Below are 23,614 nucleotides of genomic sequence, written 5' to 3' on the forward strand. Positions count from 1 at the left end.
AAGTTGATCTGCTTTGGGTTACGCGTCTGCGATCGCGATCACCGCAACCACGACGGGAGGATCTGCGCGAGCCGCCTCACGGCCCGGTGTTGCAACGCCTTCACGGCGCCCTCGTTGCGGTCCATGAGCTGCGCGACCTCGGACACCGACTTGCCCTCGATGAACCTCAGCACGATGCACTCGCGCTGGTCGTCACCCAGCTGTGAGACGCACCGGAGCAGCTCCGCGTTGGTCGCCTCGGTCATGACCTCCTGCTCCGGGCCGCTCGTCTCCTCGCGGTTGTCCTGGAGCTCGGCGGTGGTGACCTCGAGCCGGTAGCGGCTCGACTTCACGTGGTCGAACACGATGTTGCGGGCGATCGTCACGAACCACGCCCCGACGTCGCGGCCCTGGTAGCTGACCGAACCGATGCTCCGCAGCGCGCGCAGGAACGTCTCGCTGGTCACGTCCTCGGCGAACGCGCGGTCGCCGCCCACTCGGAAGAGGACATAGCGGAACACCATGTCGACGTACTTGTCGTACAGCACTCCGAACGCCCCGGTGTCACCCTCCTGGGCGGCCTTGACGAGCTGCCACGGCTCGTCGGCGGCGTTGTCGTGCTGACCTCCCGTCATGGTCCGGGTGGTCCTGATCGTGTTCGGTCGTGCCCGCGCGGTCATCGGCTCGCGGCACCTCCACAGAGTCGCCGTGGCGGCAGCATACGTGTTGTTACTCCGTAGTAGGTAGCGGACGGGGTGGCGGTGGGGAGACGCACGAACCGCGGCTTCATGACGCCCGTCACGCGTGGAACACTGCCCCAAGCGTTCAGTTGTTCATGAGGAGGCCGTGGTGACTTCCGCTCGCAATCTCTCAGATCTGGTCCGTGCCTCGGCACAGCGGGGACCCAACCACGTCGCACTGGTCGACGTCGCGAGCGGAAAGAGCCTCACGTGGGAAACCATCGACTCCGCGACCGATGCTTTCGCCCGCCATCTGGCTGATTCAGGACTCCAACCGGGCGATCGTGTGGCGGTACGGCTCCCCACGGGCCCCAAGTTCGTGGTCGCGGTGTTCGGGGTTCTGCGCGCGGGCGGCGTCGTGGTGCCCACCGGCCCCGGCAACCCACCGCGCGAGCTCCAGCGGATCCTCGCCGACTCGGGCGCCCGGTTACTGGTCGGCGACGGGGAGGGTTCCGGCGCGCACGTCCTCGACCTCCCGGACGTCACGGCCACCGCGGAGCCGTTCGAGGCCGTCGGCGGCGGCGAGGACCTGGCGGTGCTCGGCTACACCTCGGGCACGTCCGGCGTGCCGCGCGGCGCGATGCTGTCGCACCGGGCGCTGCTGGCGAACGTCTCGCAGTGCGCCTCCCTGCGCCCCGCCCCCGTCACGGCGGGCGACAGGGTGCTGCTCGCGCTGCCGTTGTTCCACGTCTACGGCCTCGGCCCCGGCCTGCTGCAGGTGGCGGGCGCCGGCGCGACGGCGGTCCTGCTGGAGCGCTTCGAGCCGTCCACCGCGCTGGACGTCATCGAGGAGCACCGCGTCACGACGATGGTCGGCGTGCCGCCCATGTACCGGGCGCTGCTCGCGCACCCGGTCGAGGTGCTGCGGGAGAAGCTCGCGACCGTCCGCCTGTTCACCTCCGGCGCGGCACCGCTGCCCGCGAGTGTCATCGCCGAGATGCGCGGCGTGATCGGCATCCCGGTCTACGAGGGCTACGGCCTGACCGAGACCGGTCCCGTGCTCACGTCGACGCTGGTCGGCGGCGTGCCGAAGCCGGGCTCGGTGGGCCGGGCGCTGCCGGGCGTCGAGATCCGGCTGGTCGACACGGACGGCTCGGTGCTCGACATCGACGAGGACGAGCCCGGCACGGGCCTGGTGTCCGCGAAGGGCGACAACCTCTTCAGCGGCTACTGGCCCGACGGCGCGCACGGCCCGGACTCCTCCGGCTGGTTCCGCACGGGCGACGTCGGCTTCATCGACGCCGACGGCGACCTGCACCTGGTCGACCGCGCCGGCGACCTGATCATCGTCAACGGCTTCAACGTCTACCCGCACGAGGTCGAGCGGGTCCTCTGCGAGATGGCGCAGGTCCAGGAGGCCGCGGCCGTCGGCGTGCCGGACGAGAAGACCGGCGAGTCCGTGAAGGTCGTGCTCGTGCTGCGCGACGGCCAGGAGCTGGCGCCGGACGACGTCGTGGCCCACTGCGCCGCGCGGCTCGCCAAGTTCAAGGTGCCGACGAAGGTCGAGTTCGCCCCGGCCCTGCCGCACTCGCCGACCGGCAAGCTGGCCCGCGCCGCGCTCCGCAGGCCCCTGGGAGCATGAGGGCATGACCCACCACGTGACGTTGATGAGCCGGGTGTCGTGCCACGCCTGCGAGGAGGCGGCGGCCGAGATCGAGCGGATCTGCGCCGACACGGGCGCCACCTGGTCCGTCGAGGACGTCGACTCCGACCCGGAGCTGCGGGCCGAGTACGGCGACCGGGTGCCGGTGTTCCTCGTGGACGGCGCCGAGCACGGGTACTGGGAGGTGGAGGAGGACCGCCTGCGGGCGGCCCTCGCCTGAGTCCGGGTGGTTACCGAGCCCTTACGGCTCACGCGAACCAGGGCCCGCTGGGTGTCGAATTGACGGTATGAAGCCCGCCAAGGCCGCCCTGACCGGACTGCTCGCCCTCCTCGCCGCGCTCGCGGCCGGGCACCTGGTGGCGGCGTTCGTGGGCCTGAGCGCCTCGCCCTACCTGGCGGTGGGCAACGCGTTCATCGACCTCACGCCGTCGTGGTTGAAGGACTTCGCCGTCAGCACGTTCGGCACGGCGGACAAGCTGGTGCTGCTCACCGGCATGGCGGTCGTCCTGGCCGGCATCGGGGCCGGGGCCGGGCTGGCCAGCAGGAACAGCCCCGCGTCGGGATCGCTGGTGGCCGTCCTGCTCGGGTTCGTCGGGGTGGTCGCGGTCGCCACGAGGCCCGACGTCGGCGCGCTCGCCGTCCTGGCACCGGTCGCCGGCACGGCCGCCGGCGTCTACGTGTTCCGCCACCTGCACAAGGAGGCGCGGGAGAGCGCGAGCAGGCGCGACTTCCTGATCACGGCGGGGCTCGCGGTCACCGCGGGGGTCGTGGGGCAGGTCTTCGGCAGCCGGACCGACGTCGAGGGCAGCAGGCGGGCCGTCGGCGACCTCACGCCGGAGGTCAAGGCGCCCGAGATCCCGGTCGGCGCCGACTTCGTGCGGGACGGCACGCCGAGCTTCATCACGAGCAGCGAGGACTTCTACCGGATCGACACCGCGCTGAGCGTGCCCCGGATCCGGGCCGAGGAGTGGGCGCTGCGGGTGCACGGGATGGTCGAGCGGCCGATGGTGCTCACGTTCGAGGAGATCCGGAGCAGGGACCTCGTCGAGGAGACCGTCACGCTGACCTGCGTCTCCAACGAGGTGGGCGGCCCGTACATCTCCACGGCGAACTTCGTCGGCGTCCGGATCGGCGACGTGCTGCGCGAGGCCGGGGTGAAGGCCGGCGCCGACCAGCTGTTCAGCACCAGCGACGACGGCTTCACGGCCGGCAGCCCGCTCGACCACGTCCTGGAGCACGGGCTGATCGCGATCGGCATGAACGGTCAGCCGCTGCCCGCCGAGCACGGCTTCCCGGCGCGGCTCGTCGTGCCGGGCCTCTACGGCTACGTCTCCGCCACGAAGTGGGTCACCGACCTCAAGGTCACGACGTTCGCCCAGGACCAGGGCTACTGGATCCCGCGCGGCTGGGCGACGCGGGCGCCGATCAAGGCGTCCTCCCGCATCGACCGGCCCGCGCGCAACGGCGAGGTGAGGGGCAGGACGGTCATCGCCGGCACGGCCTGGGCCCAGCCCAGGGGAGTGGCGAAGGTCGAGGTCAGGATCGACGGCGGGCCGTGGCGGGAGGCGCAGCTCGGCGCCGACGTCAGCGACACCACCTGGCGGATGTGGCGCGTCGAGCTGGACCTGCGGCCGGGCAGCCACACGGCCGAGTGCCGGGCCACCGACAAGTCCGGGCTCACCCAGGACCAGGCGCGCCTCGACCCCGTTCCCGACGGTGCGACGGGATGGCACTCGGTCACCTTCACCGTCGAGTAGGCGCTCACCCCGTGGTGATCGTGGACGACGGAAGTGCTGGTCACGCCCTGTGACCGGGGCCCTCGGCGCCGATCATCGACTTTGTGCATCCGTTCACAAGCGGTACGGTGTGCACATCACCAACGCCGCGGATCCCTGCGGTGGAGCACACCCGGAGGTCGGAGAGCGTGGCATCACAGCGGGGCGAAGGTGAGACGACCACCACCCCTGCGGAGCCTGCCGACAGGGAGCGCGCTCGTGCGATCCCCGAGGCGGCCGTGGCCCGGCTCGCCGTGTACCTCCGCGTGCTGTCCGGCATGGCCGACCAGGGCGTCACGGCGGTCTCCAGCGAGGAGCTGAGCCAGGCCGCGGGCGTCAACGCGGCGAAGCTCCGCAAGGACCTGAGCTACATCGGCAGCTACGGCACGAGGGGCGTCGGGTACGACGTCGAGGTCCTCGTGAGCCACATCGAGCGCATCCTCGGCCTCACCAGGAACCACTCGGTGGCCGTCGTCGGCATCGGTAACCTTGGTCACGCTCTCGCGAACTACGGCGGGTTCCCCGGCCGGGGCTTCCCGGTCACCGCTCTCTTCGACGTGGACGCCGATCTCGTCGGAATCCCTGTTGGGGGCATCCCCGTCAACCACATCGACGACATCACCGCCGTCTGCCTCGAGCGCGAGGTGTCGATCGGCGTCATCGCGACGCCGCCGCCCGCCGCTCAGTCGGTTTGCGACCGTTTGGTATCTGCGGGCGTGCAGTGCATTCTGAACTTCGCACCAGTTGTCCTCCAGGTTCCAGACAACGTCGAGGTGCGCAAGGTTGACTTGGCGGTCGAGATGCAGATCCTGTCGTTCCACGTCGCTCGACGTGCGGACGAGGCTGCCAGCGTCTCAGCAGGGATCGGCCCGGCAGGCAACAACGGACTCGGTGTGGACGGGATGGTGATTCGCCCGTGAGCGTGAGCCAGACGGCTCCGGCAGACGTGGTGAGTGCATGAGCGTGCTAGCAGTCGGGCTTTCGCACCGCACCGCCCCCGTCCCGGTCCTGGAACGCGTCACCGTGGCAGAGCCGGACCTGCCCAAGGTCCTCGGCCAGCTCCTCGCCGCCCCGAGCGTCTCCGAGGCGATGGTCGTGTCGACCTGCAACAGGGTCGAGGTCTACGCCGTCGTCGAGTCGTTCCACGGCGGCATGTCCGAGGTCGTCGACGTCCTCGCGCAGCACGCCCAGATCGAGCCCCAGGCGCTCTACGAGCACTTCTACGTGCACTACGCCGCCGCTGCCGTCGAGCACCTGTTCTCCGTCGCGGCCGGCCTCGACTCGATGGTCGTCGGCGAGTCCCAGATCCTCGGCCAGCTGCGCGGCGCGTACGCGGCGGCGGACGAGGCGGGCACCGTCGGCAGGACCGTCCACGAGCTCACCCAGAACGCCCTGCGCGTCGGCAAGCGCGTGCACGCCGAGACCGGCATCGACCACGCGGGCGCGTCGGTCGTGTCCGAGGCCCTCGCCGACGCCGAGACCGAGCTGGGCACCCTCGTCGGCAAGCGGGCGCTGCTCGTCGGCGCCGGCGCCATGGGCGGGCTCGCCGCCGCGCACCTGCGCCGCGCGGGCATCGGCGAGGTCGTCATCGCGAACCGGACGCAGGCCAACGGTGTGCGTCTCGCCACGTCGCTCAAGGCCGAGGGCGTGCCCTCGACGGCCGTCGACCTCACCGCGCTGCCCGTCGAGATCGACCTCGCGGACATCGTCTTCGCGTGCACCGGCTCGGTCGGCACGACCGTCCGCGCCGACATGATCGGCAAGCGCTCGCGACCGCTGGTCGTGTGCGACCTGGGCCTGCCCAAGGACGTCGACCCGGCCGCCGCCGAGCTGCCGAACGTTCGTGTGGTGGACCTGGAAACGCTGCAGCGGCGCCTCTCCGACGCCCCTGCCGGCCAGGACGCCCGCCTGGCGGCCCGGCTGGTCGCCGACGAGGTGAAGGCCTACCTCGCGGGGCAGCGCTCCGCCGAGGTCACGCCGACCGTCACGGCTCTGCGCAAGCGGGCGGCCGAGGTGGTCGACGCCGAGCTGCTCCGCCTCGACTCGCGACTCCCCGAACTGGACGCCGCGACACGCGGTGAATTGGCCAAGACGGTGCGCCGCGTTGTAGACAAGCTCCTGCACACGCCGACCGTCAGGGTGAAGGAGCTCGCCTCCGCCCCTGGTGGCACCGGCTACGCGGAGGCTCTCCGCGAGCTCTTCGGGCTCGACCCCCAGACGCCTGGGGTTGTCAGTCAGACCAAGTCTTCTGTGGATGGTGAAACGCGGTGACCCGCACCCTACGGATGGGTACCCGAGGCAGCGCCCTGGCGCTGGCGCAGACGGGTACCGTCGCCGAGGCACTCAGGGCCGCCGGCGCCCAGGTCGAGATCGTCGTCGTCAAGACGCCGGGCGACCTCTCCGACGCGCCGATCGCGCAGATCGGCATCGGTGTCTTCACGTCGGCTCTCCGCGACGCGCTCGCGAACGGTGAGATCGACATCGCCGTCCACTCCTACAAGGACCTCCCGACCGCGCCGGACCCCCGTCTCGTGCTCGCGGCCGTACCCCAGCGCGAGGACCCGCGCGACGCCCTCGTGGCGCGCGACGGCCTCACGCTCGGTGAGCTGCCGCCGGGGTCCACCGTGGGCACGGGTTCCCCGCGCCGCGCCGCCCAGCTGGAGGCGTTGGGCCTCGGGCTGAACATCCTCCCGTTGCGCGGCAACGTGGACACGCGCATCGGCAAGGTCCGCAGCGGAGAGCTCGACGCCGTGGTGCTGGCCCGTGCCGGCATCGCGCGCCTGGGCCGCGTCGACGAGATCACCGAGACGCTGGAGCCCATCCAGATGCTTCCCGCGCCCGCACAGGGCGCGTTGGCAGTCGAGTGCCGGGTCGACGACGTCGACGCCGAGCACCTGATCCAGTCCACTTTGGACGATTCGGCCAGCCGGGCCGCTGTGACCGCCGAGCGCGCCATGCTGGCCGCGCTCGAGGCGGGCTGCAGCGCGCCGGTCGGCGCGCTGGCCGATGTGGTGGAAGACCTCGACGACGAGGGCAAGGTCGTGTACCGACTTTCCCTGCGCGGGGTCGCAGCGACGCCGGAGAACGATCTCCTCCGCGCGTCCGCCACCGGTGACTTGACCGAAGCTGAGGGACTCGGCCGGGCGCTGGCCGCCGAGTTGCTCGACCTCGGGGCCGCGGTTCTCAGCGGTCCAGAGGCGTAATCGATGGGGAGTGCCCTGATGACCCGCGCACGCAAGACCCCCGGACGCATCGCCTTCGTGGGCTCCGGCCCCGGCGACACCGGGCTGCTCACGGTCCGGGCCCACGACTTGCTCACCAGGGCTGAACTCGTGGTCACCGACCCGGACGTCCCCGCGGACGTCCTCGCGACCGTGGCCGAGGGAGTCGAGGTCCGCCCCGCTGTCGGCGAGTCCGCCGACGTGGCCAAGGACCTGGTGAACGAGGCGAAGAACGGCGCCACGGTCGTCCGCCTCGTCGCGGGTGACCCGCTGACGCTCGACTCGGTCGTCAAGGAGGCGCAGGCCGTCGCGAAGTCGACGATCCCGTTCGACGTCGTTCCCGGCGTGCCCTCGGGCACTGCGGTCCCGGCGTACGCGGGCGTCGCGCTCGGTGGTGTGCACACCGAGGTCGACGTGCGCGCGGTGACGGACTGGGCGGGCCTCGCGGCCTCGCCCGGCACGCTCGTGCTGCACGCGACCGGCTCGCACCTCGCCGAGGCCGCGTCGAACCTGGTCGAGAACGGCCTCGCGCCGCAGACCCCGGTCGCCGTGACCGCCGAGGGCACCGGCTTCCAGCAGCGCACCGTCGACACCACGCTGGCCGCCGTCGCGGCCGACGCCGGTGAGATGGGCGGCCCGCTGGTCGTCACGGTCGGCGCTGCCGCCGCCGCGCGCTCGAAGCTCTCCTGGTGGGAGTCGCGGGCGCTGTACGGCTGGCGGGTGCTGGTCCCGAGGACCAAGGAGCAGGCCGGCGCGATGAGCGAGCGCCTGCACTCGCACGGCGCGATCGCCGTCGAGGTGCCGACGATCTCCGTCGAGCCGCCCCGCAGCCCCGCGCAGATGGAGCGCTCGGTCAAGGGTCTCGTCGACGGCCGCTACCAGTGGGTCGTCTTCACCTCGACCAACGCCGTGCGCGCCGTGTGGGAGAAGTTCCGCGAGTTCGGCCTGGACGCCCGCGCGTTCTCCGGCGTGAAGATCGCCTGCGTCGGCGAGGCCACGGCCGCGAAGGTGCGCTCGTTCGGCATCATCCCCGAGCTCGTGCCGTCCGGTGAGCAGTCGTCCGAGGGCTTGTTGAACGACTTCCCGCCCTACGACGACATCCTGGACCCGGTCGACCGCGTGCTGCTGCCGCGGGCCGACATCGCCACCGAGACGCTGGCCGCGGGCCTGCGCGAGCGTGGCTGGGAGATCGACGACGTGACGGCGTACCGCACCGTGCGTGCGGCCCCGCCGCCCGCCGACACCCGCGAGATGATCAAGTCCGGGGGCTTCGACGCGGTGTGCTTCACCTCGTCGTCGACCGTGCGGAACCTGGTCGGCATCGCGGGCAAGCCGCACGCCCGCACGCTCGTCGCGTGCATCGGCCCGCAGACCGCCGAGACGGCGCGGGAGTTCGGCCTCCGGGTCGACGTGCAGCCCGAGGAGGCGAACGTGCCCGCGCTGGTCGACGCGCTGGCCGCCCACGCCGCCCGGTTGCGCGCCGAGGGAGCGCTGCCTCCGCCGCGCAAGACCAAGCGCCTGCGCAGGAGCTAGAACACACTGAAGCCGTCGGGGCCACTCAAGATCCTTTGGGTGGCCCCTTCGACTCTCTCGAAGTCAGGGAGTCTCCCGATGTACCCACTTCACCGGCCGAGGCGTCTGCGCACGACGCCCGCCATGCGCCGCCTGGTGTCCGAGACCGAGGTGCGCCCCCGTCAGCTCGTGCTGCCGATGTTCGTCAAGGAAGGCCTGGCGGAGCCGGCCGCGATCAGCAGCATGCCGGGTGTTCTGCAGCACACGCGCGACTCGCTGCGCAAGGCCGCGGTCGAGGCCGTGCAGGCGGGCGTCGGCGGCATCATGCTGTTCGGCGTCCCTGCCGAGCGCGACGCCGTCGGGTCCGCCGGCACCGACCCGGACGGCGTCCTCAACGTCGCGCTGAACGACCTGCGCGCGGAGCTGGGCGACAGCACCGTCCTCATGTCGGACTGCTGCCTGGACGAGTTCACCGACCACGGCCACTGCGGCGTGCTCGCCGCCGACGGCACCGTCGACAACGACGCCACCCTGCAGGCCTACGGCGAGCTGGCCGTGGCCCAGGCACGCGCCGGCGCCCACGTCGTCGGCCCCAGCGGCATGATGGACGGCCAGACCGCCTTCATCCGCAACGCCCTGGACGCCGCGGGCTTCACCGGCACCGGCATCCTCGCGTACGCGGTGAAGTACGCCTCGGCGTTCTACGGCCCGTTCCGCGACGCCGTCGAGTCGCAGCTCGCGGGCGACCGCAAGACCTACCAGCAGGACCCCGCGAACGCCCGCGAGGCGATCCGCGAGGTGCAGCTGGACCTCGCCGAGGGCGCGGACATGGTCATGGTCAAGCCCGCCCTGCTGTACCTGGACGTGCTGCGCGCGGTCGCCGAGGTCTCGGACGTTCCCGTTGCGGCGTACCAGATCTCCGGTGAGTACGCGATGATCGAGGCCGCCGCCGCCCACGGCTGGATCGACCGGGAGCGCTCGATCCTGGAGACGCTCACGTCCATCCGCCGCGCCGGTGCGGACATCGTGCTCACCTACTGGGCCGTGGAAGCCGCCCGGTGGCTGGACCGGTAGACAGCCCCGTCCCGAAGCTGGTCGACGTCGCGCGCTGGCTGTGGATCGCCGGCGCGTGCGTCGGCATGACGCGGTTCGTCGTGGAGCTCTTCGACCGCGAGACCCTCGTCGCCGAAGCACGCCGCCAGAACCCCGCGCTGGGCCAGGACCAGGTCGACGCCGCCGTCGACCGCAGTGTCCTCTTCGGACTCGTCATTGCGGCCGCGTTCCTGTTCGCGTACACGCGACTGGCCACCAGGATGGCGCACGGCCGCAACTGGGCCAGGGTCGTGCTGACGGTCCTCGGCGTCGCGTCCGTCGCTTTCGGACTGTTCCGGCTCGTGGCGTGGGTCAGCGGGGTCGCGGCGTCCGTGGGCGTGGAGATGCGGCCGCTCGACCTGGCCGTCACGGTGGTCACCACGGTGCTCGAAACAACGGCGGTCGTGCTGATGTACCGGGTGCCGGGCCACTTCCGCGAACGTGCCGCGGTGGACAGCGCCTTCCCGCGCACCTAGGTTTCGACCGTGAAGTCACCGAAGGAACCGGGCACCCCCGGCGCGATCACCGCGGGCTACTGGCTCGTCGTCGCCGGCTCCGCCCTCGGCGTGCTGTCCGCGTTGTACATGGCCTTCAACACCGACCTGCTGGTCGACGCCGCCGTCAGGGCGAACAGGGACCCGAAGATCACGCGGGACATGCTCGTCTCGAGCACGACCGTCGTGGTCGTCGTCTCGCTGGTGGTCACGGTCGTGCTGGCCGGGCTCGCGGTGTGGTTCGCGGGCAAGGTGCGGTCCGGGCTGAAGAAGAGCCGCACCGGCCTGATGATCACGCTGCTGATCGGGCTGTTCTTCCAGATGATCACGAACGTGCTCGGCGTCGTGACCGCCCTGGTCGCCGTGTCCGGACTGGTGCTCTTCTACTTCCGGCAGTCGAGCGACCACCTCACCGAACGCGAGCAGGCCGCGTGAAGGAGGACGTTCCCCGGCCGGTCCGCATCGCGGTCGGCCTCTGGCTCGCGAACGCGGTCTTCGTCGTGTTCACCACGGCGGGGCTGTGGTTCCAGCGCGGTGAGGTCCAGCGGCTGACGAACTGGACGTCCGGGCAGGTCACGAGCTTCCTCACGACGTTGTCGGTCGTCGCGCTGGTCTTCGTCGCCGCCTACGTGTGGCTCACGAGGCTCTTCCTCAAGCGCAAGAACTGGCCGCGGATCGTGTTGTCGTTCATCGCGGTCCTGCACATGATCTGGATCCTGTTCCTCGGCGTCAGCGCGTCCAACCTGGTCACGTTGTTGCTCATCTGCGCCGCAATCGTCTTCACGTGGCAGGCGCGTACGGCACAGTGGCTGGCGGAGGTGCGTGAGCAGTGACCCAACCGCACGACCCGTGGGCGAACCCGGGCGACGACGTCCAGTGGCAGAACCCGGCGGGCGCCTACCCGGTGACCCCGCAGCCCGGCGGGCAGTACCAGGTGAGCCACGTCGGGCAGGAGAGCTTCTCGATGGCGCCGCTGCCGCCGGTGCAGCCCTACGAGATGGCCCCGCCGAGGCCCGCCACGATCACCGCGGCGGCGTGGACCTGGATCGCGGGCGCCGTGCTGTCCGTGGCCGTGCTGCCGGTGATGCTGCTCACCAACGCCGACTTCTTCGTCAACGGCGACAGGGTGCTCTCCGAGGAGGACCGCGAGGCCGGCGAGCTCGGGCTGCGGGTGATGGCGGCGTTGTTCGGCTTCGCCATGCTCGTCGCCGCCGCGCCGTACGTCGCGTTCGCCATCGTGCTGCGCAACGGTCAGAACTGGGCGCGGATCCTGCTCTCCATCCTCGCCGTGCTCGGGGTCCTGTCGATGATGGCCATCACGTTCATCGCGGTGGGCGGGGAGGTGTGGCAGCCGACGGTGACGATGACCATCGTGACGATGGGGCTGACCGTCGCCGCCCTCGTGCTGCAGTTCCTGCCCGCGTCGAACAGGTACGTGCGCTAGTGCTCTACCGCGAGCCGGGCAGCAGCTGGTGGCCGTTGCTGTGGGGGCCGGCGTTCGCGGTGGCCGGGTACCTCGTCGAGCTCGTCACCGGTCCGGCGTCCGTGGCCCTGTGGACCATCGTGGGCCTCGGGCTGACGCTCGGCGCGGTGCTGTGGGTCTACGGCCGGGTGAAGACCGGCAGCGTCGTGCTGACGGCCGAGGAGGCCCAGTTCGGGCGCGAGAAGATGCCGGTCGCAATGATCGAGGCCTGCTCGGACGTGGGCGCGCCGGCCGGTGCGCGGGTGCTCGGCGGCGGGTGGTCGGTGCCCAAGGGGACGACCGCCGTACCGCTGCGGCTGCGCGACGGCGCGGTGGTGCTGGGCTGGGCGCGTGATCCGGAAGCCTTCCTCGCGGCGCTGCGCCGGGTCGTGAGAAGGTGAGCGGCGTGACAGAGGCCGTGACCGAGCCGGAGACCGTCGTGGAGGAGCCCGAAGAGGCGCCGCCGGCCGGCCCGGGCCTGCACCAGCCCAAGCGGTGGCTCATCGCCGCCGGCGAGGTCGTCGCGATCGTCCTGCTGGTCGTCGCCGCCGTGTGGTGCTGGAACCGCGGTGTCGTGCGCCTCGAGTACCCGGGCGACGGCGGCGCGTCGTTGACCTCCACGCGCCTGTACGGCAACTGGCTGGGCACCGCCGCCGCCGCGGTGACGCTGGCCGTGGTCCTCGCCCTCGACGCCGTGCGGCAGGGCCTGCTGGCCGTGCGCACCCGGCCGCAGAAAGCCGCCGACTTCGACATGTGAGACTGGGATCGTGACTGCGAGTCGATCCCAGGCCCTGTTCGAGCGCGCGTCGACGCTGACCCCCGGCGGGGTCAACTCTCCGGTGCGGGCGTTCCACTCCGTCGGAGGCACTCCGCGCTTCATGGTGCGCGGCGAGGGCCCGCACCTGTGGGACGCGGACGGCAACCGGTACGTCGACCTGGTGGCCTCGTGGGGCCCGATGATCCTCGGGCACGCCCACCCGGCCGTGGTCGAGGCGGTGCAGAAGGCGGCCTCCTCCGGGCTGTCGTTCGGCACGCCGACCGAGGGGGAGATCGACCTCGCGGCCGAGATCGTCGACCGCGTCGAACCGGTCCGGCAGGTCCGCCTGGTCAACTCGGGCACCGAGGCCACGATGAGCGCGATCCGCCTGGCCCGCGGCTTCACCGAGCGCCGCAAGGTCGTCAAGTTCGCCGGCTGCTACCACGGCCACGTCGACGCGCTGCTCGCCCAGGCGGGCTCCGGCGTCGCGACGCTCGGGCTGCCCTCGTCGCCGGGCGTCACGGGCGCGCAGGCCGAGGACACGATCGTGCTGCCGTACAACGACATCGAGGCCGTGCGGGCGGCGTTCGCCGAGAACCCCGGCGAGATCGCCTGCGTCATCACCGAGGCCGCGGCGGGCAACATGGGCGCCGTCGCGCCGGGTGCCGACTTCAACCAGGGCCTGCGCGACCTGTGCGACGCCGACGGCGCGCTCCTCGTCATGGACGAGGTCATGACGGGCTTCCGCGTCTCGCGCGCCGGCTGGTACGGCCTCGAGCGCGTGCGCGGCGACCTCTACACGTTCGGCAAGGTCATGTCCGGCGGCCTGCCCGCGGCGGCGTTCGGCGGCCGCGCGGACGTCATGGCGCGGCTGGCGCCCTCCGGCCCCGTCTACCAGGCCGGAACGCTGTCCGGGAACCCCGTGGCGGTCGCCGCCGGCCTGGCCACGCTGCGCGCGGCCGACGACGACGTCTACGCGGCCCTGAACCGCAACGCGACCCGCCTGGGCGCGCTCTTCACCGCCTCGCTGACCGAAGCGGGCGTCGAGCACCGCGTGCAGTTCGCCGGGAACATGGTGAGCGTGTTCTTCGGTTCCGCGGAGGTGAAGGACTACGCGGGCGCCCAGGCGTGCGAGACGTGGCGCTTCCCGCCGTTCTTCCACGCCCTGCTCGAACGAGGCGTCTACGCCCCGCCCTCGGCCTTCGAGGCGTGGTTCGTGAACGCCGCCATGGGTGAAGAGGAGTTCGCCGTGATCGCCGACGCACTGCCGCACGCGGCCCGCGCCGCCAAGGAGGCCCGCCAGTGAGCCGCACCACCGTCCACCTGCTCCGCCACGGCGAGGTGCACAACCCGACCGGCATCCTCTACGGCCGCATCCCCGGCTTCAAGCTGTCCGAGCGCGGCCAGAAGCAGGCGCTGACCGTCGCCGAACACCTGGCGGACCACGACATCGTGCACGTCGTCGCGTCGCCTTTGGACCGTGCACAGCAGACCGCCGCCCCCATCGCCGACTCGCACCGGCTGGAGCTCGCGACGGACGAGCGGCTGATCGAGGCCGACAACCAGTTCGAGGGGCTGAAGGTGGCCGTGGGGGACGGTGCACTGCGTTCCCCCCAGCACTGGCCGAAGCTCGTGAACCCGTTCCGGCCGTCGTGGGGCGAGCCGTACATCGAGATCGCCCACCGCATGCTGGGGGCCGTGCAGAAGGCCCGGTCGCTGGCTGAGGGGCATGAGGCCGTGTGCATCTCCCACCAGCTGCCGATCTGGACCGTGCGCCGGTTCCTGGAGGGCAAGCGGATGTGGCACGACCCGCGCCGGCGCGAGTGCTCGCTGGCTTCTCTGACCTCGCTCGTCTTCGAGGGCGAGCAGCTGGTCCGGATCGCCTACACCGAGCCCGTCGGGGCCACCAACCCCAGGATGACCGGGGCATGAAGCGCCTCCTGGTCCTGCTGTTGCTGCTGGCGGGGTGCGCCACCGGCAAGGACGTCGCTCAGATCGGCGCCGGCGAGTTCTACCTCGTGGCGCCCGGCGGGCAGGTGGAGCTCCGGTACGCGGCCGGTGAGCGGAAGCCGCTGACGGGGCTCGAGGGGGAGTCCCTGATGGAGGACGGCCGGACCGTCCGGCTGTCCGACTTCGCCGGGAAACCCGTCGTCATCAACATCTGGGGTGCCTGGTGCGGACCCTGCCGCACCGAGGCGCCGGAAATGCAGAAGATCTTCGACTCCGGGACCCAGGTGCTCGGGGTCGACGTCAAGGAGACGTCGAAGGCCCAGCCCCGGGACTTCATGCGGGACCGGTCGCTGACCTACCCGTCCATCTACGATGCTTCTTCTCGCAGCTTCGTGAACGTGTTCCGGGGATTGCCCGCCAATGCCGTTCCTTCCACCTTCGTGGTGGACGAGGAGCATCGGGTGGCTGCTGTTTTCCTGGTGCCTGTTCTGGCTTCTGATTTGCAGAGCGTTGTGGACGAGTTGGCTCGGGAATGATCTTGTCGGACCCGTTGAGCAGGTTGTGTCGCGAGGGGTCCTGAGAGTGGGGGGACGCCTGCGTCAGCCAGCGTTTCCGCTGGCTGTGGCGTTTCTTCGGTGTTGTGCGCGGCCTGGTTGCGTTCGCCTGTCGCGTCCTTGGGTGGGTGGTGGCGGGGGCCAGCGAAAGCCAAGAGCAAGAACGGCTCGGCTTCGCCTTCGCGCTGGAGCTTCGGCCTCGCGTCTGCGGCCGGCTGGCTAAGGCGCGGGGGGTGCTGCCACCGGCTCGTTCAGCGACGGGATCTTCGCCTTGAACGCCTTGACCATCGCGTCGCGGCCGATCGAGTTGAACTGCTTGCCCAGGGTTCGCATGATCGAGTTCGCGGTGGGGCGGTACAGGCCGTTCTTGTAGTACCTCGCACCCTCGACCGGGGCGATCACGCCGCCGTCCGGCGAGGGCTGGCCCAGGTACTCGCCCCACTTGGCGCCGGTCGGGTCCTTCGTCACGTTGAACTCGCGTGGTTCGGTGCCGGTGTAGGTGGCGTAGGGGTAGTCGTACTCGTCGGCCAGGCCGCCGATCGAGTGGCCCAGTTCGTGGATCGCGATCTGGCCCGCCGAGGCGTTCGAGCCTGCGGCGGTGGCCACCGAGCCGCCTGCTCCGCCGTACTTCGCGGTGTTGCCGAGTGCGATGACCTGGTCTGCCTGCGGGGCGAGGGCCGCGTACTCCTTGGCCTTGGTCTCGTTGACGCAGAGGAGGCGTTCTGTGGTGGCGTCCCGGCCCTGGCACCAGAAGCCCATGTCGAGGGCGGTGTCCTTCGCGATGCCCCTGGTCGGGTCGTGGTCCACGCCGGACTCGTTCGAGACGACGTTGACCTGCCAGACGTTGAAGTACGCCTTGTAGGTGGTGAAGGGTTCCACCGCGGAGAGCTCGTCCCACTTGCTCTGCACGTTCGCCGTGTAGGTGGCGAGGTCGTCGGCCGTGTAGCCGTCGCCCACGAAGACCAGGTCGAAGGCGTCGGACGAGTCGCGGTCGCCGAAGACCTTCGTGACTTCCGCCGTCGCGAGGGCTCGGAAGCCCGCTGACTCCTCCGCCGGTGCCTTCGGAGTTCGGACCTGCGTGATCGAGCCGTCTTCGCCGAAGACCTCGCGCCATTCCATCGCCGGGGCGGCGCCACCGGCCGGTACCTGCGCGAACAGGGCCAGCGCGGTAACGGTCAGCGCTGGGAGGAGCAGCCGCGAACGATGCATGTGTTGACGCTAAGCAACCGTGATGTCACCCACAAGCTGCAATTGTCGGTACTTTTGGCCCAAGCCTTGTGTCGGGTCAAAACCGACACCGGTGGTCGCGTGATCTGGGCAACTACCTACTCTGAGGTGTGTGAACCCCACCGATCTGGCGATTTCCGGACCGTTGCTGCTGGCGACCGGGGTTGCTCTGCTCGCTGGCTTCATCTCGTTCGCGTCGCCGTGCGTGGTGCCGCTCGTGCCCGGTTACCTGGCGTACCTGGCCGGGCTGGTCGGGGCCGAGGCGCCTCGGGTCGAGGCCGACGAGCCCGCGAAGGCCGGGCGGTTGCGGGTGGCCGGGGCCTCGCTGTTGTTCGTGGGCGGGTTCACGGTGGTCTTCGTGCTGGCCTCGATGACGATCCTCGGTGCCACGGACGCGTTGCTGCTCAACGCTGATCTGTTCCAACGCATCGGTGGGGTCGTCACGATCCTGATGGGGCTCGTGTTCATCGGGCTGGTGCCGGCGCTGCAGAAGGACGTGCGGTTCCACGCGAAGCCCAGGAGCGGGCTGGTCGGGGCGCCGTTGCTCGGGGCCGTGTTCGCGCTCGGGTGGACGCCGTGCGTCGGGCCGACGCTCGCCGGGGTGATGGCCGTGGCGCGCAGCACCGAGGTCGGGTCGTCGACGGTGCGCGGGGCCGTGCTCGTGCTCGCGTACTGCCTGGGGCTCGGGTTGCCGTTCGTGGTGCTCGCGCTCGGGGCCCGGTGGGCGCTGGGGGTCACGAAGTGGCTGCGCACGCACGCCCGGCAGGTGCAGATCTTCGGCGGTGTGCTGCTGATCCTGGTCGGGATCGCGCTGGTCACCGGGCTCTGGGGTGAGTTCGTCGGGTGGCTGCGCTACTCGTTCGTCGACGTCGTGGAGTTGCCGCTCTAGTGATCGCCTTCCTGCGCAACACGTGGCGCGGCCTCACCTCGATGAGGACCGCGCTGACGCTGCTGTTCCTGCTCGCGCTCGCGGCGATGCCCGGTGCGCTGCTGCCGCAGTTGTCGCTCAACGCGGCCAAGGTCGACGAGTACGTCGCTCAAAGGGGCTGGTGGGGCGAGCTGCTCCTGAAGCTCGGGTTCTTCGAGGTCTACGCGACGCCGTGGTTCGCCGCGATCTACCTGCTGCTGTTCACCTCCCTCGTCGGGTGTCTGCTGCCCCGCACGTGGGAGTACTTCAAGCAGATGCGCTCGAAGCCGGTGCTGACACCGCGCAACCTCTCGCGCATGCCGCACCACGCGCAGGCCGAGCTCGACATCACGCCGGACGAGGCCGTCGAGCGCGCGGAGAAGGCCCTGCGCGGCTGGCGGATGGACTCCGGCGAGGGCGCGGTCAGCGCCGAACGCGGGTTCCTGCGCGAGACCGGCAACCTGGTCTTCCACTTCGCGCTGCTGGGCCTGCTGGTGTCGTTCGCGCTGGGCAAGATGTTCAGCTACGAGGGCCAGGTCATCGTCCAGGCGGACGGCGGCCAGTTCTGCAACGGCGGCATCTTCAACTACGACTCGTTCCGGCCGGGCCTGCGGGTCGACGGCACGGACCTCACGCCGTTCTGCGTCGAGATCGGCGAGTTCTCCGCGGAGTACCTCGACAACGGCCAGCCCGTCGGCTTCCAGGCCGACATCCGCTACCAGTCGGGCCAGGACCTCGCCGCGAACACCTGGAAGCCCTACACGCTGCAGGTCAACCACCCGCTGCGCACCGACGGCGACCGCGTCTACCTGCTCGGCCACGGCTACACGCCGACGTTCACGGTGACGTTCCCCAACGGCGAGAAGCGGACGCAGGGCATCCAGTGGCTGCCGGCCGACCAGCTCACGCTGGCCTCCGAGGGCGCCACGAAGTTCGACCCGCCGGGCATCACGGACTCCGAGACGCGGCGCAAGAACCAGATCGCGGTGACGGGGCTGCTGGCGCCGACGCCGCTGCTGCACGGCGGCATCCTGACCTCGAAGTACCCGGCGCTGAACAACCCGATGGTCGCCGTCGACGTGTACCGCGGTGATCTCGGGGTGGACGACGGACGTGGCCAGTCGATCTTCTCGATCGACGGGAAGATGGTCGAGCAGGGCCGGTTGCAGAAGGTCGCGCGCAAGAACCTCGCGCTGGGCGAGGAGATCGCGCTCGACGACGGCACCAAGGTGCGCTTCGACTCCGTGAACGACTGGGTGTCGCTGCAGGTCTCGCACGACCCGACCCAGGGGTACGTGCTGGTGTTCGCCATCCTGATCATCCTCGGCCTGGGGGTCTCGCTGACCGTCAAGCGCCGCAGGGTGTGGGTGCGTGCGACCCGTTTGGAGGACGGGCGTACTTTGGTCGAGGTCGGCGGGCTCGCCCGTACTGACCAGGCAGGATACGGTGAGGAGTTCACGCGCCTCGCCCGCGCGGTCTTGAACGAGGAGAAGTCCTGATGCCGGTCAACGAGACACTCGCGACCTACAGCGACTGGCTGTACCGCAGCGCGTTGGGCGTCTACCTGTTCGCGGTCCTGCTCTACGCGGTCGAGCAGGCTTTCTCCCGTGCGCCGCGCAAGTCCGAGGCGCTGGTCGGAGCCGGTGCGCCGAGCGTCCTCACCGACGAGCCGAAGAGTGAGCTGACCAGGGCCGAACGCATCGGTCGCATGGGCGCCGCGATGACGGTTCTCGGCGCGTTGCTGCACCTCGGGTCGTTGGTCATGCGCGGTTTGTCGGCCGGGCGCGCGCCCTGGGGCAACATGTACGAGTACATGTCGCTGCTGTGCCTCGCGGCCGTGGCGACGTGGATCGTGCTGATGGTCAAGTTCTCGATCCGCCGGCTCGGCGTGTTCGTGCTGCCCCCGATCCTGGTCCTGCTGTTCCTCGGCGGCACCGTCCTCTACGCCGAGTCGGCGCCGGTCCAGCCCGCGCTGCGGTCGTACTGGCTGGTGATCCACGTCTCGGTGATCTCGATCTCGTCCGGCATCCTGCTGATCCCGGGCGTCACGTCGATCCTCTACCTGCTCAAGGACCGCCGGACCGACCGCTTCCCGAAGCTCCCGTCCGCCGACGTGCTCGACCGCATGTCGTACCGGACGACGGTGCTCGCTTTCCCGCTGTTCACCGCGGGCATCATCTGCGGCGCGATCTGGGCGGAAGCGGCATGGGGCCGGTTCTGGGGCTGGGACCCCAAGGAGACGGTGGCGTTCGTCTCGTGGGTGGTCTACGCGGCGTATCTGCACGCGCGTGCGACGGCCGGTTGGCGTGGCCGCGGGGCCGCTTGGATCAACGTCGCGGGCTTCGCGGTGAACGTCTTCAACCTGTTCTTCATCAACTTGGTCGCGACCGGGTTGCATTCCTACGCCGGTCTCTGACGAGTTAACCCCCACGTCGATGGAACCGCTGGTGGTTGCGTACCGTCGCAACCCGGGGGTCGGGGAAGTCCTGGTCCCCTTGCTCAGGGAGGGCCACAGCGGTGACATGGCAACCACCGGGTGAGGAACAGGGCTCCGGCCCGCAGTACGTCGACCCCCAGGCGGCGGCCTACCTCGACCCGCAGCAATCCGGCCCGCAGCACGTCAGCGGCGGCCAATCCGGCCCGTACCACGTGGGCGGCAACCCCTCCGGCCCGTACCAGGTGCCGGGCGGTGCCTCCGGTCCCTACCAGGTGCCCGGCGCCGCGTCGGGTTCGTACCCGGTGCCCGGTTCGCAGTCGGGCAGCTACCAGGTGGGCGGCGGCCAGTCGGGTGCTCATCCGGTCGGTGGCGGCCCGTCGGGCCCGCACAGCACGGGGCCGAACACGGCGCAGTACGGGCAGTTCGCCGGCTCGCAGTACCCGAACAACTTCCCGCAGCAGCAGTACCGCTCGCAGGCGCAGGAAGTGTCGTCGCAGCAGCTGATCAAGAAGGAGAAGCGCCCGCCGACGTCGGGCTGGCGCAAGACCCTGCACACGGTCACCGGTGGCGCCATCAACCTCGGCGAGAGCCCTGCCGACGTGCGCCGCCGCGAGCTGATCGCACGGATCAACCAGCCGCTGCGCGGGTGCTACAAGATCGCGATGCTGTCGCTCAAGGGTGGTGTCGGCAAGACCACGACGACCACGACGCTGGGCTCGACGTTCTCGTCGCTGCGCGGCGACCGGGTGATCGCCGTCGACGCGAACCCCGACCGCGGCACGCTGGCGCTGAAGATCCCGCGGGAGACCACGGCGACCGTGCGCCACCTTCTGCGCGACGCACCGCGGATCACGAAGTACAGCGACGTGCGCGCGTACACCTCGCAGTCGCCCGCGCGCCTCGAGGTGCTGGCGTCCGAGCAGGACCCGGCGGTGTCGGAGGCGTTCAGCGAAGAGGACTACCGGCGCACGGTGGCGTTGCTGGAGCACTTCTACAACATCGTGCTGACCGACTGCGGCACCGGACTGATGCACTCGGCGATGAAGGGCGTGCTGGACGAGGCGGACTCGCTGGTCCTGGTGTCGTCCGGCTCCGTCGACGGCGCGCAGACCTCGGCCGCGACACTCGACTGGCTGGAGGCGCACGGCTACCGCGACCTGGTCGCGAAGTCCGTGTGCGTGATCAACTCGGTGCGCCCGAAGTCGGGCAAGGTCGACATCGACAAGCTTGCCGCGCACTTCCAGCAGCGGTGCCGTGCCGTGGTCCGCCTGCCGTTCGACGCCCACCTCGAGGAGGGCGCCGAGATCGCGCTGGACCAGCTCGCACCGGAGACCCGGCTCGCGTTGCTGGAACTCGCCGCGGTGGTCGCGGACGACTTCCCGCACTCCTGAGGCGGGTACGTCTGACAGTGGCGGAAAGGGGTCCTGCGATCAGGGCCCCTTTTCCGTTCACTCCTCGCGCTTGCGCTGCTCGTCGAGCTTGCGCAGGAACTCCGGGTCGTCGTCGGGTGCGATCACCTTGCGGCCTGGGGTGTACTCCGAGTGCTGCGGGGCGAACGCTCGCCACACGAGCACAGCCACGGTGAGCGCACCGATCACCGCCAGCAGGTAGATCATCGTGTCGCCACCTCCCTTTGCCACGAGGTTACCCGCGGCACAGGAGTTACTACGGTTTCAATGGCGAACGGGTTCAGTCGCCTCGGTCGTCAGCTCCGAGAGGAGCTGCTTCACCTCGGTCTCACGGAACCTGCGATGTCCTCCAGGGGTGCGGATCGAGCCGATGCGACCTGCGGTGGCCCATCGGGTCACGGTCTTCGGGTCGACCCGGAACAGATTGGCGACTTCCCCAGGCGTCAAGAGCCGCTCGGTGGCTGCAGTCACTCGTCCTCCTCAGATCAGACGTTCCGGTCTGATCGTGGCATCTGACCCATCAGGTACTCGAACGCTTGTTGTTTGGTAAAGAGGTAGTAAGGGACGCAGAGGGCGAACCGGACACGCGAGGTCCGCTGTGTGCCCGGACACGTGGGGCATAGGGTGTCGCGGGTGGATGCTCTTGATCGGCAGATCATCGCCGCGCTGCGCGCCAACGGACGGGCCACGTACGCCGATCTCGGCAGGCAGGTCGGCCTGTCCGCGTCCGCCGTGCACGAGCGGGTCGGCAAGCTCGAGTCCAGCGGCGTGATCGTCGGCTACCACGCCGTCGTGGACCCCAGCGCGGTCGGCTTGGGCGTGACGGCGCTGATCGGGATCCACCCCACCGACATCGCGGACGACAACGAGGTCGCCGTCGCCCTCGGGGAGCTGCACGAGGTCGAGTCCTGCTACCGGGTGGCGGGCGACGAGTCGTTCATCGTCAAGGTCAGGGTGGCGACCGTCGACGACCTGGAGCGCTCGCTCGGCCGTCTGCGGCGCATCCCCGGGGTGGCCCGCACCCGCACGACCGTGGTGCTCTCCACGCGGTTCGAGGGACGCCCGAACACCGGAGACGAGGAAGGCGACGTAACCTGGACGGGTGCTCGCTCGTGATGTGACGCTCTACGTCCTCGCACGCCTCGGCCTCGTCGCGGTGGTGACCGGCGCGCTGCTGTTGTTCAAGGTTCCTTTGCTCCCCGCGCTGGCCGTCGGGGTCGTCGTGGCGCTGCCGGCGTCGTTGTTCCTCTTCAAGGGGTTGCGCCAGCGGGTCGCGGTGGGCCTGAACGAACACCAGGCGGCGCGCAGGGCCGAGCGGGACAAGCTGCGGTCCGAACTGCGCGGTGACGAAGGTCCTGTCACCCAGGCATAGGACGTCTGCCCGGTTATCGTGCGGGCTGTGAGTACCTCCGTTGACCGCGTTTGCAGCAGGACCAGGCACTGGGTGTGCGAGGCCGTCGGGATCATCGAGGCGGACGCGAACCGCAGCGCCGACACGCACCTGCTGCGCTACCCGCTTCCGCTCGAATGGGGCATCGACCTCTACCTGAAGGACGAGTCGACGCACCCCACGGGCTCGTTGAAGCACCGGCTCGCGCGGTCGTTGTTCCTCTACGCCATCTGCAACGGCTGGATCACCGGCGGCACCCCCGTGATCGAGGCGTCGTCCGGGTCGACGGCGGTCTCCGAGGCGTACTTCGCGCGGCTGCTGGGGCTGCCGTTCATCGCCGTCATGCCCCGCTCGACCTCGGCCGAGAAGGTCGCGCTGATCGAACGCCAGGGCGGGAAGTGCCACTTCATCGACGAGCCGTCGGCGCTCTACGACGAGTCGCGGCGGCTGGCGGCCGAGCTCGGCGGTCACTTCATGGACCAGTTCACCCACGCCGAGCGGGCCACGGACTGGCGGGGCAACAACAACATCGCCGAGTCCATCTTCGAGCAGATGAGGCTGGAGCCCTCGCCCGAGCCCGACTGGATCGTCGTGGGCGCGGGCACGGGCGGCACGTCGGCCACCATCGGCCGGTACGTCCACTACCAGAAGCTGAACACCCGGCTGGCCGTCGTCGACCCGGAGCACTCGGTGTTCTTCGAGGCCTGGCGCGACGGCAACCGCGACCTGGTGGCCACGCGCGGCTCCGGCATCGAGGGCATCGGGCGGCCGCGGGTGGAGCCGTCGTTCATCGGCGAGGTGATCGACCGGATGATCAAGGTGCCGGACGCGTCGTCGGTCGCGACGATCCGGTACGTGGAGGACCGGCTCGGACGGCGCGTCGGCGGCTCCACCGGCACGAACCTCTGGGGAGCGTTCCAGATCGTCGCCGAGATGCGCCAGTCCCGTACGCGCGGAAGCGTGGTCACGCTGCTGTGCGACGGCGGTGAGCGTTACGCGAACACCTATTACGACGACACATGGGTAGCCGCTCAGGGCATGCACCTCGACCCGTGCCTGGAACGGCTGGACAACTTCCACCGCACGGGGAACTGGTGACGAGAGC

General features: G+C 70.3%; 28 protein-coding genes. 24 read left to right on the forward strand and 4 right to left on the reverse strand.

The window, feature by feature from the left end; genetic code table 11:
* Positions 1-38: 38 nt before the first annotated feature.
* On the reverse strand, positions 39-659 hold the full coding sequence (locus tag BLQ91_RS00480) for a sigma-70 family RNA polymerase sigma factor (RefSeq protein ID WP_090094590.1): 621 nt from the start codon (positions 657-659) through the stop codon (positions 39-41).
* 166 nt (positions 660-825) lie between these two features.
* Between BLQ91_RS00480 and BLQ91_RS00485 the strand changes: the two genes are divergently transcribed.
* From BLQ91_RS00485 to BLQ91_RS00565, 17 genes are all read left to right on the forward strand, one after another.
* Positions 826-2,301, forward strand: coding sequence for an AMP-binding protein (locus BLQ91_RS00485; RefSeq protein ID WP_090094591.1), 1,476 nt, complete (start codon positions 826-828; stop codon positions 2,299-2,301).
* Positions 2,302-2,305: 4 nt separating this feature from the next.
* Positions 2,306-2,542, forward strand: a complete 237-nt coding sequence (locus BLQ91_RS00490) for a glutaredoxin family protein (RefSeq protein WP_090094592.1) — start codon at positions 2,306-2,308, stop codon at positions 2,540-2,542.
* 67 nt (positions 2,543-2,609) lie between these two features.
* A complete protein-coding gene (locus tag BLQ91_RS00495; RefSeq protein WP_090094593.1) occupies positions 2,610-4,079 on the forward strand; it encodes a molybdopterin-dependent oxidoreductase in 1,470 nt (489 codons plus the stop codon).
* A gap of 167 nt (positions 4,080-4,246) precedes the next feature.
* A complete protein-coding gene (locus tag BLQ91_RS00500) occupies positions 4,247-5,017 on the forward strand; it encodes a redox-sensing transcriptional repressor Rex (protein WP_176959515.1) in 771 nt (256 codons plus the stop codon).
* Between the two features lie 37 nt (positions 5,018-5,054).
* Positions 5,055-6,368: a glutamyl-tRNA reductase gene (locus tag BLQ91_RS00505; RefSeq protein WP_090094595.1), complete on the forward strand. Its 1,314-nt coding sequence runs from the start codon at positions 5,055-5,057 to the stop codon at positions 6,366-6,368.
* A complete protein-coding gene (hemC, locus tag BLQ91_RS00510) occupies positions 6,365-7,300 on the forward strand; it encodes a hydroxymethylbilane synthase (RefSeq protein ID WP_090094596.1) in 936 nt (311 codons plus the stop codon). Before BLQ91_RS00505 ends, hemC begins: the two co-directional genes overlap by 4 nt.
* 18 nt (positions 7,301-7,318) lie before the next feature.
* Positions 7,319-8,851, forward strand: a complete 1,533-nt coding sequence (locus tag BLQ91_RS00515) for a bifunctional uroporphyrinogen-III C-methyltransferase/uroporphyrinogen-III synthase (protein WP_090094597.1) — start codon at positions 7,319-7,321, stop codon at positions 8,849-8,851.
* Between the two features lie 78 nt (positions 8,852-8,929).
* Entirely contained in the window at positions 8,930-9,904 is a 975-nt protein-coding gene (hemB, locus tag BLQ91_RS00520) for a porphobilinogen synthase (RefSeq protein WP_090094598.1), read from the forward strand.
* Positions 9,889-10,398, forward strand: a complete 510-nt coding sequence (locus BLQ91_RS00525; RefSeq protein ID WP_090094599.1) for a hypothetical protein — start codon at positions 9,889-9,891, stop codon at positions 10,396-10,398. The genes hemB and BLQ91_RS00525 overlap by 16 nt, the downstream gene beginning before the upstream one ends.
* A gap of 9 nt (positions 10,399-10,407) precedes the next feature.
* Positions 10,408-10,851 carry a hypothetical protein gene (locus BLQ91_RS00530; protein WP_090094600.1) on the forward strand — a complete coding sequence of 148 codons (444 nt, stop codon included), beginning with the start codon at positions 10,408-10,410 and terminating at the stop codon, positions 10,849-10,851.
* Positions 10,848-11,249, forward strand: a complete 402-nt coding sequence (locus BLQ91_RS00535; RefSeq protein ID WP_090094601.1) for a hypothetical protein — start codon at positions 10,848-10,850, stop codon at positions 11,247-11,249. The genes BLQ91_RS00530 and BLQ91_RS00535 overlap by 4 nt, the downstream gene beginning before the upstream one ends.
* Positions 11,246-11,860: a hypothetical protein gene (locus BLQ91_RS00540; RefSeq protein WP_090094602.1), complete on the forward strand. Its 615-nt coding sequence runs from the start codon at positions 11,246-11,248 to the stop codon at positions 11,858-11,860. Before BLQ91_RS00535 ends, BLQ91_RS00540 begins: the two co-directional genes overlap by 4 nt.
* Positions 11,860-12,279 carry a hypothetical protein gene (locus BLQ91_RS00545; RefSeq protein ID WP_090094603.1) on the forward strand — a complete coding sequence of 140 codons (420 nt, stop codon included), beginning with the start codon at positions 11,860-11,862 and terminating at the stop codon, positions 12,277-12,279. Before BLQ91_RS00540 ends, BLQ91_RS00545 begins: the two co-directional genes overlap by 1 nt.
* 5 nt (positions 12,280-12,284) lie before the next feature.
* The gene (locus BLQ91_RS00550; protein ID WP_143022471.1) at positions 12,285-12,635 is read left to right on the forward strand and encodes a hypothetical protein; all 351 of its coding nucleotides are present in this window, start codon (positions 12,285-12,287) and stop codon (positions 12,633-12,635) included.
* Positions 12,636-12,645: 10 nt separating this feature from the next.
* On the forward strand, positions 12,646-13,941 hold the full coding sequence (gene hemL / locus BLQ91_RS00555) for a glutamate-1-semialdehyde 2,1-aminomutase (protein ID WP_090094605.1): 1,296 nt from the start codon (positions 12,646-12,648) through the stop codon (positions 13,939-13,941).
* The gene (locus tag BLQ91_RS00560) at positions 13,938-14,567 is read left to right on the forward strand and encodes a histidine phosphatase family protein (protein ID WP_090094606.1); all 630 of its coding nucleotides are present in this window, start codon (positions 13,938-13,940) and stop codon (positions 14,565-14,567) included. Before hemL ends, BLQ91_RS00560 begins: the two co-directional genes overlap by 4 nt.
* The gene (locus BLQ91_RS00565; protein WP_090094607.1) at positions 14,564-15,121 is read left to right on the forward strand and encodes a TlpA family protein disulfide reductase; all 558 of its coding nucleotides are present in this window, start codon (positions 14,564-14,566) and stop codon (positions 15,119-15,121) included. Before BLQ91_RS00560 ends, BLQ91_RS00565 begins: the two co-directional genes overlap by 4 nt.
* Before the next feature lie 237 nt (positions 15,122-15,358).
* Here the strand turns inward: BLQ91_RS00565 and BLQ91_RS00570 are convergent, their stop codons facing one another.
* Positions 15,359-16,348 (reverse strand): M64 family metallopeptidase, encoded by a 990-nt coding sequence (locus tag BLQ91_RS00570; RefSeq protein WP_090094608.1) that lies wholly within the window; start codon positions 16,346-16,348, stop codon positions 15,359-15,361.
* Between the two features lie 130 nt (positions 16,349-16,478).
* Here BLQ91_RS00570 and BLQ91_RS00575 point away from each other — a divergent pair, with 130 nt between their 5' ends.
* The 4 genes from BLQ91_RS00575 (at position 16,479) to BLQ91_RS00590 (ending at position 21,101) form a co-directional block, all read left to right on the forward strand.
* Positions 16,479-17,255, forward strand: a complete 777-nt coding sequence (locus BLQ91_RS00575) for a cytochrome c biogenesis CcdA family protein (RefSeq protein WP_176959516.1) — start codon at positions 16,479-16,481, stop codon at positions 17,253-17,255.
* A gap of 41 nt (positions 17,256-17,296) precedes the next feature.
* Positions 17,297-18,772, forward strand: coding sequence for a cytochrome c biogenesis protein ResB (gene resB / locus BLQ91_RS00580; RefSeq protein ID WP_090095889.1), 1,476 nt, complete (start codon positions 17,297-17,299; stop codon positions 18,770-18,772).
* Positions 18,772-19,689, forward strand: a complete 918-nt coding sequence (ccsB, locus tag BLQ91_RS00585; RefSeq protein WP_090094609.1) for a c-type cytochrome biogenesis protein CcsB — start codon at positions 18,772-18,774, stop codon at positions 19,687-19,689. Before resB ends, ccsB begins: the two co-directional genes overlap by 1 nt.
* 101 nt (positions 19,690-19,790) lie before the next feature.
* The gene (locus tag BLQ91_RS00590; RefSeq protein WP_218130135.1) at positions 19,791-21,101 is read left to right on the forward strand and encodes a MinD/ParA family ATP-binding protein; all 1,311 of its coding nucleotides are present in this window, start codon (positions 19,791-19,793) and stop codon (positions 21,099-21,101) included.
* Positions 21,102-21,158: 57 nt separating this feature from the next.
* On the opposite strand, the gene BLQ91_RS40965 is transcribed toward BLQ91_RS00590, so the two are convergent.
* Together BLQ91_RS40965 and BLQ91_RS00600 are read right to left on the reverse strand one after the other, a co-directional pair.
* Positions 21,159-21,326: a hypothetical protein gene (locus tag BLQ91_RS40965; protein ID WP_090046371.1), complete on the reverse strand. Its 168-nt coding sequence runs from the start codon at positions 21,324-21,326 to the stop codon at positions 21,159-21,161.
* A 57-nt stretch (positions 21,327-21,383) separates the two neighbouring features.
* Entirely contained in the window at positions 21,384-21,590 is a 207-nt protein-coding gene (locus BLQ91_RS00600; protein WP_089915625.1) for a BldC family transcriptional regulator, read from the reverse strand.
* 162 nt (positions 21,591-21,752) lie between these two features.
* Between BLQ91_RS00600 and BLQ91_RS00605 the strand changes: the two genes are divergently transcribed.
* The 3 genes from BLQ91_RS00605 to cds1 are packed head-to-tail and all read left to right on the forward strand — an operon-like array spanning position 21,753 to position 23,607.
* On the forward strand, positions 21,753-22,235 hold the full coding sequence (locus BLQ91_RS00605; protein ID WP_090095890.1) for an Lrp/AsnC family transcriptional regulator: 483 nt from the start codon (positions 21,753-21,755) through the stop codon (positions 22,233-22,235).
* Entirely contained in the window at positions 22,222-22,491 is a 270-nt protein-coding gene (locus BLQ91_RS00610) for a DUF4229 domain-containing protein (RefSeq protein ID WP_245732910.1), read from the forward strand. Before BLQ91_RS00605 ends, BLQ91_RS00610 begins: the two co-directional genes overlap by 14 nt.
* Positions 22,492-22,518: 27 nt before the next feature.
* Positions 22,519-23,607, forward strand: a complete 1,089-nt coding sequence (cds1, locus tag BLQ91_RS00615) for an L-cysteine desulfhydrase Cds1 (protein WP_090094612.1) — start codon at positions 22,519-22,521, stop codon at positions 23,605-23,607.
* Positions 23,608-23,614 lie beyond the last annotated feature (7 nt).

Origin of the sequence: Lentzea jiangxiensis (assembly GCF_900104175.1) — a bacterium.
GTDB lineage: Bacteria > Actinomycetota > Actinomycetes > Mycobacteriales > Pseudonocardiaceae > Lentzea > Lentzea jiangxiensis.

What these genes read in the sequence shown, in the direction of transcription:
- BLQ91_RS00480 (WP_090094590.1), bottom strand. Translation starts at nt 659, where the DNA reads ATGACCGCGCGGGCACGACCGAACACGATCAGGACCACCCGGACCATG.
- BLQ91_RS00490 (WP_090094592.1), top strand. Translation starts at nt 2,306, where the DNA reads ATGACCCACCACGTGACGTTGATGAGCCGGGTGTCGTGCCACGCCTGC.
- BLQ91_RS00495 (WP_090094593.1), top strand. Translation starts at nt 2,610, where the DNA reads ATGAAGCCCGCCAAGGCCGCCCTGACCGGACTGCTCGCCCTCCTCGCC.
- BLQ91_RS00505 (WP_090094595.1), top strand. Translation starts at nt 5,055, where the DNA reads ATGAGCGTGCTAGCAGTCGGGCTTTCGCACCGCACCGCCCCCGTCCCG.
- BLQ91_RS00515 (WP_090094597.1), top strand. Translation starts at nt 7,319, where the DNA reads ATGACCCGCGCACGCAAGACCCCCGGACGCATCGCCTTCGTGGGCTCC.
- hemB (WP_090094598.1), top strand. Translation starts at nt 8,930, where the DNA reads ATGTACCCACTTCACCGGCCGAGGCGTCTGCGCACGACGCCCGCCATG.
- BLQ91_RS00565 (WP_090094607.1), top strand. Translation starts at nt 14,564, where the DNA reads ATGAAGCGCCTCCTGGTCCTGCTGTTGCTGCTGGCGGGGTGCGCCACC.
- BLQ91_RS00570 (WP_090094608.1), bottom strand. Translation starts at nt 16,348, where the DNA reads ATGCATCGTTCGCGGCTGCTCCTCCCAGCGCTGACCGTTACCGCGCTG.
- resB (WP_090095889.1), top strand. Translation starts at nt 17,297, where the DNA reads ATGAGGACCGCGCTGACGCTGCTGTTCCTGCTCGCGCTCGCGGCGATG.
- ccsB (WP_090094609.1), top strand. Translation starts at nt 18,772, where the DNA reads ATGCCGGTCAACGAGACACTCGCGACCTACAGCGACTGGCTGTACCGC.
- BLQ91_RS40965 (WP_090046371.1), bottom strand. Translation starts at nt 21,326, where the DNA reads ATGATCTACCTGCTGGCGGTGATCGGTGCGCTCACCGTGGCTGTGCTC.